Genomic DNA, 15810 nt, shown 5'->3' with positions numbered 1-15810 from the left:
CATTATCGGCCGTGCTTGCTATCACTTCATGCCTTCTTCGCAGCCGGTTTCTTTGCCGCCGGTTTCTTTGCTGCAACTGTTTTCTTGGCCGCCGCCGGTTTCTTCGCTGCCGGAGCTTTCGCCGCGGGAGCTTTTGCTGCCGGTGCCTTAGCCGCTGGCTTCTTCGCGCCTCTGCTCGAGGGCCTGTCGGGCGTTTCTGCTGCCAGTTTTACAACCTCCTCGTAAGTCAGATCTGCCGGATTGGTTCCCTTAGGGATCTTTACATTCTTTTTACCAAAAGCAATATACGGCCCGTACTTTCCATTTAAAACCTTTGCGTCAGCGTCCTCAGCGAATTCTTTGATCGTTCTGTTACTGTCCTGCAAGCGCTTGTCAGCAATGATTTCAACCAGTCTTTCCTCGGTAACTGCCATCGGATCGTCGGTGCGTGCCAGCGAGAAATATTTCCCGTCGTGTTTCACATAAGGCCCGAATTTTCCAATATTAACGACCATTTCTTTTTCTTCAAACAAACCCACTGTCCGCGGTAATTTGAACAATTCAAATGCTTCTTCAATAGTGATCGTTTCCATCAGCTGGCCCTTCTGCAAGCTCGCGAATTTCGGCTTTTCTTCATCCTCCACATCGCCGATCTGCACATATGGTCCGTATTTTCCAATGCGTACCGACATTTTCTTGCCGGTAGCCGGATCTTCTCCCAAATCTCTGGAAGTCAGACTTCTATCAATCGCTTCTTCCTTCGCCTCAGCTACTTTCTTTTGAAATGGGGTATAAAAATCCTTGATCATAGTCCGCCAGGCAAGTTGCCCGTCAGCAATATTGTCAAAATCTTTCTCTACACTCGCAGTAAAGGAATAGTCGATGATATCCTGAAAATGACTTACCAAAAAATCATTGACAACCATTCCGGTACTCGTAGGGAATAGTTTCGCCTTTTCAGTACCGTATATTTCTTTATTTACCTTGGCTTTAATCTCGTCGTTGGAGAGCGTAAATTCTTTAAACTCTCTTTCAGTTCCAAGCCGGTCTTCTTTTACAATATATTCTCTTTTCAGGATCGTAGAAATGGTCGGTGCATAAGTCGATGGTCGGCCTATGCCCATTTCTTCCAGTTTCTTAACCAAACTAGCTTCCGTATATCTGGGCGGATTTCGCGTAAAACGCTCGGTGGCTTTCATATCCGACAAGTTCAGAATCTGCCCGATATTTAGTGGCGGCAGCATTCCTTTTTGCTCTTCATCGCCTTCCTCATCACTGGATTCGAGATATACCTTCAAAAATCCTTCGAATTTGATCACTTCACCTTGCGCTACCAGTTCTTCTGACGCGGTGGATATTCCAATCGTCGCGGTTGTTCTTTCCAGCTGTGCGTCAGACATTTGGGATGCGATCGCACGTTTCCAGATCAGCTCATACAAACGCTGTTCATTGCGGTCGCTGCTGGCTGATAAGGTCGAGAAATCAGTCGGGCGAATAGCTTCGTGAGCTTCCTGCGCCGATTCTGATTTAGTTTTGAATATCCTTTTATTATAATATTCCTGACCGTATTCCTTCGTAATCTGCTGCCGTGCTTTCTCCAATGCTTCTTCCGACAAATTGGTAGAGTCGGTACGCATGTAGGAAATTTTACCAGCTTCATACAATCGTTGCGCGACTGTCATGGTCTGGGCTACTGAAAAGCTAAGCTTGCGGGAAGCTTCCTGTTGTAATGTAGAAGTTGTAAATGGCGGTGCAGGTGTTTTTTTAGCAGGTTTTACTTCGAGATTTTTAATAGAGAACTCCGCTCCAATGCATTTTTCAAGAAAACGAACTGCGTCTTCTTCGGTCGCAAAGTTCTTTGCAAGTTCAGCATTCAATACCTTACCGTTGCCGAGGTTGAACTGTGCAGTTACCTTGAAACTGTTTTTGGTTCTGAAAGCATCTATTTCTCTTTCCCTTTCGACGATGATCCGCACTGCCACAGACTGCACGCGACCGGCTGAAAGGTTTGATTTTCCAATCCTAATTTTCTTCCAAAGTACCGGAGATAGCTCGTATCCAACCAGTCGGTCCAAGATTCTTCTGGCTTGCTGTGCGTCAACCAGGTCGGTGTCGATGACGCGCGGTTTGGTGATTGCATTTTGAAGGGCAGTTTTTGTGATTTCCCTGAATACGATCCTTTTGGTATCATCAGGAAGCCCGAGAGCCTCTTTCAGGTGCCACGAAATAGCTTCTCCTTCGCGGTCATCATCCGTTGCGAGCCAGACTTCTGCTCCTTTTGCCAGTTTTTTAAGTTCAGAAATGACTTTGACCTTGTCCGACGAGATTTCATAAGAAGGTTGAAAATCATGTTCAACATCCACGCCCATATCATGTTCCGGCAGGTCGCGGACGTGTCCGAAACTTGACTTAACGGTGAAGTCCTGCCCTAAATAACTTTCAATGGTTTTGGCCTTCGCCGGTGACTCTACGATCACCAGATTTTTCGACATAATTTTGGATTTAAGGAATCTGGTAGCACTTTGAATGTCCAAATATAGGGCACAATCGAACAAAAAATCAAAGTTGCTGCAAAAGGAGCGGGAAATATAGGGGTAGAACGCCGCCAGATCTGTCTGAGGATTTAAATAACGAATTAAATCAACCTGCAACGAGAACAAAAAGAAATGGGGGTGGGTTATCTATATGTACCATTAGAATATAATGATGCTAAATAGTGCTGAAAATAGGCTTCAAATCCTGCGTATATTGGCTAAATTCGTAATTTCGCGCGTTTCAAAAAGCTTATAAAATCGTAGGCTACCCTTTAAAAAATTGAAAAAATTCAAACATGAACATTTATAAGGATTACATCCGGGAGATCGAAGAAAGAGAAACCCAGGGGCTTCACCCAAAACCAATTGACGGTGCCGAGTTATTAGGAGAAATCATCGCACAGATCAAGGATACGCAAAATGAGTACCGCGAAGACTCTCTTAAATTTTTCATTTACAATACATTACCAGGTACCACAAGTGCTGCCGGCGTGAAGGCCAGGTTTTTGAAAGAGATCATTCTCGGGGAATCCGTATTGGAAGAAATATCACCCGCTTTTGCATTTGAATTGCTGTCGCACATGAAAGGCGGCCCATCGATCGGCGTATTGCTCGATCTTGCTTTGGGTGAGGATTACTCGATTGCCAAACAAGCTGCCCAGGTTCTCAAAACACAGGTTTACCTGTATGATGCGGACACAGATCGTCTGAAAGAAGCATTCAAAAACGGCAACGAAATTGCGAGGGAAATCCTTGAAAGTTATGCCCGCGGTGAATTCTTTACATTGTTGCCCGAAATACCGGAAGAAATCAAGATCGTAACATTTATCGCCGGTGAGGGTGATATCTCAACGGATTTACTATCTCCGGGTAATCAGGCACACTCGCGCTCAGACCGTGAATTGCATGGTCAATGCATGATTACAACGGCTGCACAAAAGCAAATCAAAGCATTGCAGGAAGAACATCCTGACAAGAGCGTCATGCTGATCGCAGAAAAAGGGACAATGGGAGTAGGTTCGTCCAGAATGTCAGGTGTGAACAATGTGGCGCTTTGGACCGGTAAACAGGCGAGTCCGTATATTCCTTACGTTAATATTGCGCCGATCGTGGGCGGAACGAATGGTATTTCACCGATTTTCCTTACTACTGTTGACGTAACAGGCGGTATCGGTATTGACCTCAAAAACTGGGTCAAGAAAGTAGACGAAAACGGAAACGTTGTCCGCAATGAAAGTGGCGACCCGGTTTTAGAAGAGGTGTATTCCGTTGCTACGGGCACCGTTTTGACCATTAATACCCAAACAAAGAAGCTATATAATGGCGACCGGGAACTGATTGACATTTCCAAGGCGCTTACTCCGCAGAAAAAGGAATTTATCAGGGCAGGCGGATCTTACGCAATTGTTTTTGGTAAAAAGATACAAACGGTAGCTGCGAAAATTTTAGGTATTGAGCCGACGCTGGTATTCGCTCCATCCAAAGAGATTTCAAATGAAGGACAAGGTCTGACAGCAGTTGAGAAGATATTCAACAGAAATGCGGTAGGTGTCACACCGGGTAAAGTTTTACACGCCGGTTCCGATGTTCGTGTGGAAGTTAATATTGTCGGCTCGCAGGATACGACTGGTTTAATGACCGCTCAGGAACTGGAATCAATGGCAGCTACTACGATTTCGCCTATTGTTGACGGTGCGTATCAGTCGGGTTGTCACACAGCCTCGGTTTGGGATAAAAAAGCGCAGGCTAATATTCCGAAACTGATGAAGTTCATGAACGATTTCGGTCTGATCACGGCGCGTGACCCGAAAGGCGAATATCACGCCATGACCGATGTAATTCATAAGGTATTGAATGACATTACGATTGACGAGTGGGCGATCATTATCGGCGGCGATTCTCATACCAGAATGTCGAAAGGTGTTGCTTTCGGTGCTGATTCCGGAACTGTAGCCATTGCATTGGCCACGGGCGAAGTATCGATGCCAATTCCTGAATCGGTGAAAGTGACGTTTAAGGGCGACATGAAGGAGCATATGGATTTCCGTGATGTGGTTCATGCTACGCAGGCTCAGATGTTGCAGAAATTCGGTGGGGAAAATGTATTTCAGGGCAGAATTATCGAGGTTCACCTTGGCACGCTGCCTGCCGACCAGGCATTTACATTTACTGACTGGACTGCGGAAATGAAGGCAAAAGCCTCTATCTGCATTTCAGAAGATGATACGCTGATCGAATCACTGGAAATTGCGAAAAAGCGGATCCAGATCATGATCGATAAGGGAATGGAGAACCACAAGCAGGTTTTGCAGGGATTGATCAACAAAGCAGATAAGCGGATCGCTGAAATAAAATCAGGCGAAAAGCCCGCTTTGGTGCCTGATGCCAATGCAAAGTATTACGCTGAGGTTGTGATCGACCTTGACGTGATCGTAGAGCCAATGATTGCGGATCCGGATGTAAATAATAAGGAAGTTTCCAAACGTTACACCCACGATACCATTCGCCCGCTTTCTTATTATGGGGAAGATAAAAAGGTGGATCTTGGTTTTGTCGGTTCCTGCATGGTTCACAAAGGAGATTTGAAAATTGTTTCTCAAATGCTCCGTAACCTGGAAGATCAGCAAGGCAAGGTTCAGTTCCACGCCCCGCTGGTTGTGGCAGCACCTACCTATAATATTATTGAAGAATTGAAAGTAGAAGGTGACTGGGATGTTTTGCAGAAATACTCCGGCTTCGAATTCGACGATAACGCTCCGAAAGTGGCGGCACGTACCGAATACGAGAATATGATGTACCTGGAACGTCCCGGCTGCAACCTTTGCATGGGTAACCAGGAAAAAGCAGCGAAAGGAGATACAGTTCTGGCCACTTCAACCCGACTATTCCAGGGAAGAGTTGTGGAAGATTCGGAGCGTAAAAAAGGAGAGTCTTTGCTCGCGTCCACTCCGGTAGTTGTGCTTTCTGCGATCCTGGGCCGCATTCCTAATATGGCGGAATACAAAGCCGCAGTGGTGGGTATTGACCTCACCAAATTCGCACCTCCGGTGAAGCAGTTAGCTAAATAGCATTTGTGGTACAATTGTTGAGAACTGTGATGTATAAGCAATAATCAAAGAGATATGGCATTTGACTTAGATATGATAAAGGGCGTTTACGCCCGCATGGAAGAGAGGGTAGAAGCTGCCCGCAAGGTAGAAGGGCGCCCTTTAACCCTGGCTGAGAAGATTTTATATTCTCATTTGTGGGAAGGCTCACCTTCGCAACGTTACGAAAGGGGTAAATCATATGTAGATTTTGCTCCCGACCGCGTGGCCATGCAGGACGCAACCGCCCAAATGGCATTGTTGCAATTTATGCAGGCGGGAAGGCCACAGGTTGCGGTTCCTTCCACAGTGCACTGCGATCACCTGATCCAGGCGGAAGTAGGCGCAACGCAGGATTTGAAAAATGCAGTTGATAAGAATAAAGAGGTTTACGATTTTCTTTCATCTGTTTCTAATAAATATGGTCTGGGATTTTGGCGCGCTGGTGCGGGTATTATTCACCAGGTTGTGCTTGAAAATTATGCATTTCCGGGCGGAATGATGATCGGTACCGATTCACACACGCCAAATGCGGGTGGTTTAGGTATGATCGCGATTGGTGTCGGCGGTGCTGATGCCAGTGATGTAATGTCGGGACTTGCGTGGGAATTGAAAATGCCTCGTTTGATCGGTGTGAAGCTGACCGGAAAGTTAAGCGGCTGGACTGCTGCAAAAGACGTTATCCTATGGGTAGCGGGCCAATTAACTGTAAAAGGCGGAACAGGTTACATCGTTGAGTATTTTGGAGAAGGTGCTGAAAGCATCTCCGCAACCGGGAAAGCGACGATCTGTAATATGGGTGCTGAAGTAGGAGCTACTACTTCCATTTTCGCATATGATCATAGAAGTGCTGCCTACCTGAGAGCGACGGAAAGAGCAGATGTTGCCGATGCTGCTGACGCGGTAAAACACTTATTGCGCTCAGATGACGAGGTTTACGCCGATCCGGCACAATATTATGACCAGCTGGTAGAACTTGACCTTTCGTTATTAGAACCACAAATTAACGGACCATTTACCCCGGATCTGGCGTGGCCACTTTCTAAGTTCGCTACTGCGGTAAGAGAAAATGGCTGGCCGGAAGTTCTTTCGGTTGGTTTGATCGGATCTTGTACCAACTCTTCTTATGAAGACGTAAGCCGCGCGGCCTCCCTGGCGCAGCAGGCTGTTGATAAAAAGCTGAAAGTAAGCTCTGAATATACCATTACACCTGGTTCTGAGCTGGTTAGGTATACGGTTGACCGCGATGGTTACCTGGATACATTTGCACAAATAGGAGGCGTAGTACTGGCGAATGCTTGCGGACCTTGTATCGGTCAGTGGGCACGTCACGGAGCTGAGAAAGGGGAGAAAAACTCTATTATCACTTCCTTCAACCGTAACTTTTCGAAACGTGCCGACGGTAATCCGAACACGCACTCATTCGTAGCTTCGCCTGAAATTGTAACTGCATTGGCAATCGCCGGTCGCCTTACATTTGATCCTCGCACCGATAAATTGGTGAATATAGATGGTGACGAAGTAATGCTCGACGAACCGAGCGGCATTGAATTGCCGATACACGGTTTTGCTGTCGAAGATGCAGGTTACCAGGCTCCGGCAGAAGATCCGAGTCAGGTTCAGGTACTTGTGAGCCCTACTTCTGACCGTCTCCAATTGCTGGAACCATTTGCAGCATGGGAAGGAACAGATCTGATAGGTTTGAAATTGCTTATTAAGGCGAAAGGAAAGTGTACAACTGACCATATTTCAATGGCAGGTCCCTGGTTGAAATACCGTGGCCACCTCGATAATATTTCGAATAATATGCTGATTGGTGCGGTCAATTATTACAATGAGAAAACCAACACTGTCAAAAATCAGCTAAATAATCAATATAGCGAAGTGCCAGCCGTTCAGCGTGATTACAAAGCGCACGGCATCGGGACGATCGTGGTAGGTGATGAAAATTATGGAGAAGGATCATCCCGCGAGCACGCCGCCATGGAGCCACGGTTCCTTGGAGTACGCGCGATTCTGACCAAATCTTTTGCCCGTATCCACGAAACTAACCTGAAAAAGCAGGGTATGCTCGCGTTGACTTTCGCTAACACAGCCGACTACGATAAGATCCAGGAAGACGATACAATCGATATTTTAGGGCTGCAAACCTTTTCCGAAGGACAGCCACTGACAATTGTTTTGCATCACAACGACGGTTCAACCGACGAATTTCCTGTGAATCATACATACAATGATCAGCAGATTGAGTGGTTCAAAGCTGGATCAGCATTGAATATCATTCGTCGTTCAGTAGGAGCTGTGTAGGTATTAGCCGTTAGCTATTAGCTGTTAGCCGGTATTCTTACCCTAACAGCTAATGGCCAACAGCTGATCGCTTATCCCAGCATCCGTTCTTTTTGCCTGCTGAATGACTGGTAAAGAAAAATGAACATGCCGGTCATGATTGAAACATCGGCCATATTAAAAATGCCTGTTTGGAAAAAGCCGAGGTTAATGTGCATAAAATCCGTGACTGAACCGTGCATAAGCCTGTCGTAAATGTTGCCTATTCCACCACCAATCGCAAAGCTCAATGCAAGTGAGCTGAGGAGTGTTAAGTTTCTTTTCACCAGAATATAAAATACTCCGAAAATGAGCGCGATAAGCGGAATAACCGAGAGAATCAATATTTTTAAAGTATCGGGTAAATTGCTTCCTATACTTAGAAACGCGCCTGTATTTTCTACGTAAATGATTGTGAAGTAATCCTTTATAACGCTGATCGATTCATAAAACCCTACATGTTTTCGGACAATCTGCTTAGATATCTGGTCACATCCGATATTTGCAACCAGAATGCTCAATACTACTGCATTTCTGAAAACCCTGCTGGATTTTAGTTTTGACATTATTTTGACAATGTTTTGATAGGAGTGACCATCACTTCCTTGAATTCCACTTCTGAGCCTTCCGACTGCAAGGCGATCTGTCCTTTCTGGGCCGTAGCGTTGTAGCCATAATTGACCAGCACGCCATTCAGCCACACTTTGATCGAATTTTTAACACATTCAATATGCATTGAATTCCATTCACCCAGCGGTTTTTCGGTTCCGTCCGTCAGGTTTGGAATACGGCGCAACTTATCTCCGTTAACTCCCCATTTTTCTTTTGGGCCGCGTCGTTTTTCCATATCAGGTACTGTAATATCTTCCTGAATACACCAGAAATCACCTGCATTTTGATGCATCATCTGGACTTCGATCGATTTCGGGAACATTTCGTACAAGTCACGCGGAGTAGAAACGAATACCAGCGCACCGCAGTTACCCGGCTTTCCGGCAAAACGATACTGAAAGGTTAAACGAAAGTTTTCATATTGATCGTCTGTGATTAAATGGCCACCCGGTGTCCCCAGACTGGTCAGCATTCCATTTTTGATGATAAAAGGCGATTTTACATTTGGATCTTTGTCCATTTCCGGCACGTCCACATGCCAGCCTTGCAGGTCTTTCCCGTTCAATAATGCTTTCGACTGACTGAAAGAAGTTTGGGCAAAAAGAAATACCGAAACGATCGGAAGTAATAATTTTTTCATGGGGTTAAGTTATATTTAATTTTTGCTACTTCTTTCATATTCATGACTAAAAAAATACTATCCCTCATCGCTTTGCAAGCGATCGCATTCCATGCACTCGCGCAAAAAATCAGCTATGATGTTTCCTTCCCGAATCTGGTTCATCACGAGGCAAATATTAAGGTAAATGTCTCTGATGTGCCTCAAAAGGAACTGACTTTCCGGATGAGCCGGTCGTCCCCCGGGCGTTATGCGACGCATGAATACGGCAAGAACGTGTATGAAGTCTCCGCCTCTGATAAGTCCGGCAAAAAGCTTGATATTCAGCACATTGATGGTGATATGTACAGGGTTTTAGGTATCAATGGTTTTGTAAAAGTGGAATATACACTTTATGCAAACCACGCCGACGGTACCTACGCGGGAATAGATGCGTCGAGCATTCAGCTCAATATGCCCGCAACTTTCATGTGGGTGAAAGAATTGCAGAATGCACCGATGGAAGTGAAATTTAATCTACCCAAAGAATCGAAATGGACAATCGCGACACAGCTGCTTAAAGGTAAAGAACCGAATACTTTCACTGCGCCGGGTTTGCAGTACTTTATGGATTCTCCCACTAAAATAGGCAAGCTCATCTGGAAGGAATGGACTTTGGAGAATGTCGATGGAAAACAATCGAAGTTCAAACTGGCACTCGAAGCGAATGCAAGTGATTCACTATCAAGCAGTTTTGCAGACAAAGTGAAAAAGGTTACGCAGGAAGCAAAGACGATTTTCGGTGAATATCCTGTGTTTGATTCTCCTGAATATACTTTTCTTGCTAGCATCAATCCTTACGTTAAAGGTGACGGAATGGAGCACCGGAACAGTACGATGATCAGTATTCCGGTCGCATTTAATGGCTCGGATAATCTGCTCGGTGTGTTTTCACATGAATTTTTCCATACGTGGAATGTGGAACGGATCCGTCCCAAATCGCTCGAACCTTTCAATTTCGAAAAAAGCAATATGAGCTTCGAGCTTTGGTTTGCAGAAGGTTTCACTCAATATTACGGTGACCTGATTTTGGAAAGAGCAGGGTTCGATCCACTGGCAGACTATTGCCAAGCACTCACATTTCTGGTAAATACAAAAGAAAACACGCCGGGTGCAAAACGCGTTTCCCCCGTCCAGGCAAGCAATATGGCTGTTTTTGTGGATGCTGGCGTGGCGGTTGATAAAACGAACTATCCCAATTTCTACACATCCTACTATCCCTACGGAGCTTCAATCGCCCTGGCACTCGATCTGGAACTCAGGTCCAAAGGTTTAAATCTGGATGATTTTATGAAAATGCTCTGGCTGAAACACGGGAAACCTGAGATTCCTTATTCGGTTTCTGACTTGCAGACTGTACTTGCGGATTATTCAAAGGATGCCGATTTCGCAGCCAGCTTTTTTACTAAGTATGTAAACGGACATGAATCTTTTGACTACAAACCGCTCCTGGCAAAAGCCGGACTTACGCTCAAAAAACAATCGGAAGGTCAGGCGTGGATTGGCGACCTAAGGTTTAAAGAAGGTTCTGAACTAACAATACTAAACAACACATTGATCGGTTCTCCACTCTATGCCGCTGGCCTCGACGTAGATGATCAGATCCTGAGAGTAGAGGGAAAAGCCATTGGTTCACAAAATGACCTGAACACAATTTTAAAATCACACAAACCCGGAGACAAAATAACCGTTGAATACAAGCACCGCGAAGAAACCAAACTGGCAACGATCGCATTGATTGAAAACCCTAGGCTGCTCGTCGTTCCGAGTGAAACTTTGGGACAAGCACTTACCCCTGAAATGCAAAAATTCCGCTCAGCCTGGCTGGATAGCCGGATCAAATAAGGTTAGCCCTGCTTTTCAGACAAATATTTCCAATATCGTTTCGGCACGTGACGAATATGCAACTTCATATTCTTCCGTGCCGGAATGTTGACATTTTTGAAATAATCTTTCCATAGAATCGTATACAGTTCTTCTTTTTCATCTAATAATCTCGCGGGCAACGCATTGAGGCTTGGTGACATTTCCTCTGTAAAGTCAAACACGATTTCCTCCACTTTTTCAAGATCATAAAACAGCCCGTATTTTCTTTTCAGATCATAAATAATCCATTTCTGATCGGCATACCTGTTTTTGAAATGTTTGATCAACAGCGGCAGGACATTGAAATCCGGTTCGATATGCGCATAGAAAATATCATCACCCGTTTTCTGAAACCGTATAAATGCTTCCATTCTGTGCTTTTCGCGATGCACTTTGTGCTCTAACTGGGAAATCGCGAGCACATCAGAATTCCCAAAATTTGTCTCCGCTCCTTGCTCGTGATCAATGATATATCTTGCAAAATCCAGCAAATGCTGAAAAGCTTGCGGCTGCTCAGAGAGGAAGGCTTTATATATATTCAACATCCAGCCGGGATCCAACTTTTTGCGCAATCCTGCCCAAACCCGTTTCGCCTTATCGTCCTCACTTACCACCGTGAAATGCTGGTGAAATACATCCGGATGAAAGTGTGCAGAGCTCACGACTTTCACCTTTTCGCTCTTTTTCTGGTAACAATAAAACACGGCCGTAAGCAAACCTTCCAGCGTCCCATCGAATACAAAGGTTTCCATCAGAAAAGCGAAAGCTGGTTGTGCGGATTCTTTTGGTATTTGCTATGACTTTCAGCCAAAATGATACCCTTAATATGTCCCGCTTCATATTCTTTCAACTGCATCGGGCTATCTCCGTACCTGATAAAATGGCGCGCCTTGTTGAAGGAAATTCCAATTTTTTTCAAATGATCTTTATATAGCCTGCCAAATTTCCTCGCCTGTACGATCTTCAATGCAGAAGTCACACCAATTCCAGGTACCCGCAGTATCATCCGATAATCAGCCGTATTCACATCGACTGGAAACTGCTCTAAATGCCGCAGCGCCCAGCTTAACTTCGGGTCTACATCTACGTCCAAATTAGGATGGGCGTCATTTAGTATTTCCTGCACATTGAATCCATAAAAACGCATCAGCCAGTCGGCCTGATAAAGCCGGTTTTCGCGGATCAATGGTGGTTGTGAGCCAATTACAGGCAGGCGGCTATCATTGCTGATCGGGATATAGCCCGAATAATAGACCCGTTTCAGCGAGAAATTCTTATAGAATGCATTAGCGGTATGCATAATTTCCTTGTCGGTATCCGGCGTCGCACCGATTACAATCTGCGTGCTTTGACCGGCCGGAACAAACTTGGGAACATGCTTGATCAGCGCTTTTTCATCCGAAAACTGGGTAATGCTTTTCTGAATAAAGCCAAGCGGCTTTTTGACTTCTTCGTGCGATTTCTCGGGAGCCAGAATTTTTAATCCGGCTTCGGTCGGCATTTCCAGATTGATGCTCATCCGGTCGGCGTACATGCCAGCCTCTTTCAGCAATTCCTCACTCGCGCCGGGGATCGTTTTCAAATGGATATATCCATTAAAGCGCTCTTCGGTACGCAACTTTTTCACGATCCGGACCAGCCTTTCCATCGTATAATCTGCATTCTTAAAAATGCCGGAACTCAGGAAAAGTCCCTCTATATAGTTGCGTCGATAGAAATTGATCGTCAGTTCGACTACTTCTTCAACACTAAATGCGGCTCGCTTGATATCGTTGCTCCGTCTCGATACGCAAAACGCACAATCAAAGATGCAGTGATTGGTCAGGAGTACTTTCAGAAGTGAAACGCAGCGCCCGTCCTCCGTATAAGTGTGGCAAATCCCGGTTCCTTCGGCATCTCCCAAGCCTTTATTTTCATTTTTCCTATTACTTCCGCTGGACGAACACGAAACGTCATATTTCGCTGCATCTGCCAATATTCCCAATTTCTCACGGATCCTCTCGTACATAAAATCTCCAATAAAGTTAATTTTGCCTGAAATATTGTGGCGGGTTCGGCAGTTATAGAAGTATAAATTTCGGCAATGATTCTGACAATATCAAGCTTTTGATATTTTTAAAATCATAATATTTTCTTTTTATTTGCATGTGCAGTAAGCAGGTCAATTTTTATCTTCTTCTTTTCCTGGTATTCAACAGTACGGTTTGTTCGGCACAGGAGGAGCCGAAGGTTACCCGTTATAATGGCAAGGTGAGCCAGCAATTCGTGATGAACCGCGAATCGGTCATTATTGATCGCGCGACAGGTAAAAGGCTGAGTTATGCCGAGTATGATGAGAAATTGAAGCGGAATCCGGGACTGTATAAAACACTGCCCGTTTTCGATAAATATGGAAAAGCGTCTTCTTTTGAAGTGATTAAAAGAAATCAGGTTGACGTACAGTCAGACGGTTCTGTGATGAATAATCCGGATCTTATGCCGGAAGTAGGGGAGCCGCTTTCTTCATTTATAATGGAAGGTTTGGACGGAAAAGAATACAATTCGGACAAGCTGCGCGGCAAGTATATCCTGTTGGGGTTTTGGGTAAAATATGAAAAACCGCTTTATACGCTGGCCAGTACCAAGGTCATTTCTAACTTCATTGAAGAGAATAAGAAGAGAGGCATTGATATCGTTTCACTCGGGACTACCTTGAACACGAGGGAAGAATGCATGGAAGCGATCCCGAAGCGCAATTGCGGTTTTATCCCGGTTCCCGAATCATATGGTTTCAACCACAGGTACAAGATCAGCGAAACGCCGTTTTTTATATTAGTTGACAAAAAGGGTATTGTAAAAGCAATGGCACCGCATACGGAATTTTCCAGGATCAGCGAGTTGGTATTGAGATAGTTATCCCAGCGACCCGCTGACTCGGTTGAATATTTTTTCCGGCATCCATTCTTTTTTCAACCCCAAAAACATTCTTCTTGAAAAGCGGTATTCGGCAAAATTATTTTGAATTAAAAACTGGATTGCCAGCGAGTTTTCCTGCGGTAATATTGCTTTATCCTGCGTCTGAAATCTCAATTTCATCAGCTCAATACCTGCCTGATCGTCGATCGCGATAACAGGCGCGTCGCCCCAATTGGGAATATAATAACCCAATACAATATCATCAGTAACATATAGCATTGAAGAATTCAGAAAATCATCGAGGATACCCGCCCGGTTTTCTCCACTGATCTCGCTGTCGATCTTGTATACCTGTGTTCGGAATTGCGCTTCGAACGGCACGATTTGCGGTGAGATGGTATGGGGCGGCAACGCATCTTCGCGGGTAAAATGCGAATAACAGTTTTCGATTTCAAATCCTAATTTTCTATAAACCGGGTAGCCAAACTCAGTGGCATCGAGGTAGATACTAGGAAACCTTCGACGGTCTATCTGTTTGATCAGTTCCTGGGTGATGATTTTTCCTAAGCCCTTATTCCGGTGCGCAGGATGTACAACAATGCAGGCGAGCCACACCGAATTGGTATGGTACATATTCGTTCCAATCGCCATTAATTGCCCATTTTCAGAAATCTTAATAGGAGAGCAAAAGTCTGATCTGATAAAAAACCGGAACCTGGGAATCAGATCTCCCCAGTCGGGAGGTTGCAATGCTGGCAGCTGGACAAGATCAGCTTCCTGAAAAGTGCTTATAGTCATTTGTATTTTATTCAAAAATTGCCGGAATATATTGCCGATTCCCTCAGCGCGTCCCCGAATGCCAAACATAATGATAAAAAGTATTCGGTTGGATACCGCTCGCGAATTCTCACTTTTCCCGAAAAGTCACTTTCTTTACTAAATCTAAAACCAGACTTCTATATGAATATCATTGTAGCCGAAGATCTTAAAAAATTGCTTTCCCAGGGCGAATTGGTGCTGATTGACGCAAGAGGCGGGCCGGATGCATTCCAGCGATATCAGGCCGGCCATCTTGAAAATGCGCTTTTTCTGGATCTGGAAACGCAACTGTCTGACAAAACGGATAATGCGGCAAATGGTGGAAGACATCCTCTGCCCGAGCCACAGGATTTCGGGCAGCTTTTGGGCAGCGCAGGCATTTCGCCCGAAAGCACCGTTGTGGTTTATGATGATAAAAACGGAGCAAATGCAGCCTCCCGGTTTTGGTGGATGCTCAAAGCGATCGGACACGAAAAAGTGTACGTTGTAAGCGGCGGACTTGACGCCATTATAAAGGCCGGCATTCCAATTACATCGGAGATTCCTGCAAAACCACAGTTGAAGCAGTATCCCGCAAATAGCTGGCGCTGGCCGCTGGCCGACATATCCCGTGTTTCAGAAATTTCCACGGACCCGGAATTAATGGTGATCGATGTGCGGGAGCATTACCGCTATGCAGGTGAAAGTGAGCCGATTGACTTAGTAGCTGGTCACATTCCGGGCGCGGTCAATATACCTTATACTTCTAATTTGAACGAAAACGGTGAGTTTTTGACGAAGGAAGAACTTACCTCTAAATACCAGGCTGCATTGGCCGGCCGCACGCCTGAACAGGTGGTGGTGCATTGCGGATCAGGCGTAACTGCCTGTCACACATTACTTGCGCTCAACGAAGCAGGTTTCGAGGGTGCCGCACTTTACGTAGGATCGTGGAGTGAATGGTCGCGAAATGATAAACCGATTGCGATTGGAAACAATTAAGTGGAAATTTATGTCCCGGTCTTTCAACAGTAGACCGGTTGTGGTACGATATTTT

The 15810-nt window shown here is 45.2% G+C and carries 11 protein-coding genes; 5 read left to right on the top strand and 6 right to left on the bottom strand.

Annotated elements, in window-relative coordinates; genetic code table 11:
* Positions 1-26: 26 nt before the first annotated feature.
* Positions 27-2471, bottom strand: a complete 2445-nt coding sequence (gene topA / locus KOD92_RS09700) for a type I DNA topoisomerase (RefSeq protein ID WP_215233339.1) — start codon at positions 2469-2471, stop codon at positions 27-29.
* Positions 2472-2809: 338 nt separating this feature from the next.
* On the opposite strand from topA, the gene KOD92_RS09695 reads away from it, so the two are divergent.
* Positions 2810-5581, top strand: a complete 2772-nt coding sequence (locus tag KOD92_RS09695) for a bifunctional aconitate hydratase 2/2-methylisocitrate dehydratase (protein ID WP_215233338.1) — start codon at positions 2810-2812, stop codon at positions 5579-5581.
* A gap of 54 nt (positions 5582-5635) precedes the next feature.
* A complete protein-coding gene (locus tag KOD92_RS09690; protein WP_215233337.1) occupies positions 5636-7906 on the top strand; it encodes an aconitate hydratase in 2271 nt (756 codons plus the stop codon).
* Positions 7907-7977: 71 nt separating this feature from the next.
* Here the strand turns inward: KOD92_RS09690 and lspA are convergent, their stop codons facing one another.
* Both lspA and KOD92_RS09680 read right to left on the bottom strand, forming a co-directional pair.
* Positions 7978-8490, bottom strand: coding sequence for a signal peptidase II (gene lspA / locus KOD92_RS09685; protein ID WP_215233336.1), 513 nt, complete (start codon positions 8488-8490; stop codon positions 7978-7980).
* Complete coding sequence (locus tag KOD92_RS09680; protein ID WP_215233335.1) at positions 8490-9176, bottom strand: 3-keto-disaccharide hydrolase; 687 nt, start codon at positions 9174-9176, stop codon at positions 8490-8492. The genes lspA and KOD92_RS09680 overlap by 1 nt, the downstream gene beginning before the upstream one ends.
* A gap of 42 nt (positions 9177-9218) precedes the next feature.
* On the opposite strand from KOD92_RS09680, the gene KOD92_RS09675 reads away from it, so the two are divergent.
* Positions 9219-11039 (top strand): M61 family metallopeptidase, encoded by a 1821-nt coding sequence (locus KOD92_RS09675; RefSeq protein ID WP_215233334.1) that lies wholly within the window; start codon positions 9219-9221, stop codon positions 11037-11039.
* 2 nt (positions 11040-11041) lie between these two features.
* Here the strand turns inward: KOD92_RS09675 and KOD92_RS09670 are convergent, their stop codons facing one another.
* Both KOD92_RS09670 and KOD92_RS09665 read right to left on the bottom strand, forming a co-directional pair.
* On the bottom strand, positions 11042-11812 hold the full coding sequence (locus tag KOD92_RS09670) for a TIGR03915 family putative DNA repair protein (RefSeq protein WP_215233333.1): 771 nt from the start codon (positions 11810-11812) through the stop codon (positions 11042-11044).
* The gene (locus KOD92_RS09665) at positions 11812-13068 is read right to left on the bottom strand and encodes a putative DNA modification/repair radical SAM protein (RefSeq protein WP_215233332.1); all 1257 of its coding nucleotides are present in this window, start codon (positions 13066-13068) and stop codon (positions 11812-11814) included. The genes KOD92_RS09670 and KOD92_RS09665 overlap by 1 nt, the downstream gene beginning before the upstream one ends.
* A 137-nt stretch (positions 13069-13205) precedes the next feature.
* Between KOD92_RS09665 and KOD92_RS09660 the strand changes: the two genes are divergently transcribed.
* Positions 13206-13952 carry a thioredoxin family protein gene (locus KOD92_RS09660; RefSeq protein ID WP_215233331.1) on the top strand — a complete coding sequence of 249 codons (747 nt, stop codon included), beginning with the start codon at positions 13206-13208 and terminating at the stop codon, positions 13950-13952.
* Here the strand turns inward: KOD92_RS09660 and KOD92_RS09655 are convergent, their stop codons facing one another.
* Entirely contained in the window at positions 13953-14753 is an 801-nt protein-coding gene (locus KOD92_RS09655; RefSeq protein WP_215233330.1) for a GNAT family N-acetyltransferase, read from the bottom strand.
* A 162-nt stretch (positions 14754-14915) separates the two neighbouring features.
* On the opposite strand from KOD92_RS09655, the gene KOD92_RS09650 reads away from it, so the two are divergent.
* Positions 14916-15755 carry a sulfurtransferase gene (locus KOD92_RS09650; RefSeq protein ID WP_215233329.1) on the top strand — a complete coding sequence of 280 codons (840 nt, stop codon included), beginning with the start codon at positions 14916-14918 and terminating at the stop codon, positions 15753-15755.
* The last annotated feature ends 55 nt before the right edge of the window (positions 15756-15810 follow it).

The sequence above is a fragment of the Dyadobacter linearis genome (genome assembly GCF_907165045.1).
Classification (GTDB): Bacteria; Bacteroidota; Bacteroidia; order Cytophagales; family Spirosomataceae; genus Dyadobacter; species Dyadobacter linearis.
The sequence above is the reverse complement of the archived record's forward strand: the minus strand, read 5'-3'. Positions and strand labels throughout refer to the sequence as shown.